The organism is Ventosimonas gracilis (genome assembly GCF_001580025.1).
Taxonomy (GTDB): domain Bacteria; phylum Pseudomonadota; class Gammaproteobacteria; order Pseudomonadales; family Pseudomonadaceae; genus Ventosimonas; species Ventosimonas gracilis.
Window position 1 is genome coordinate 1 of sequence record NZ_LSZO01000082.1, and the last position, 273, is coordinate 273.

At 54.9% G+C, this 273-nt stretch carries 1 protein-coding gene; it reads right to left on the bottom strand.

What is annotated here, in order from left to right:
• Positions 1-254: phage head closure protein (locus tag AXE65_RS04210; protein WP_068388560.1), on the bottom strand; the 254-nt coding region annotated here is incomplete at its 3' end.
• Positions 255-273: the final 19 nt, after the last annotated feature.

Here is a 273-nt window from a genome sequence, read left to right on the forward strand (position 1 = left end):
ATTAAATAATGGCCGCTTGCGTGGATGAGTCGCATGCCCGCCGTGATTTGTTTGCGGTAGCGGATGACCGCGCGTGCCGTGATCTGGTTTTGCGCGGCTTGTGCGGCAATAAAGTCGCGTGCCGATAATGGCTCAAGGCTTGCCCAAACGCGGGCTATTGTTTGCCATGCTTCAATATTCGCACCGCTTTGTGCGTCCTGGCTATTAATGGCTCGCTGTATCTCTACGCGGTGGCGCAGTTTGCCCGCTTGCATGCTGTTACCGGATCACTAT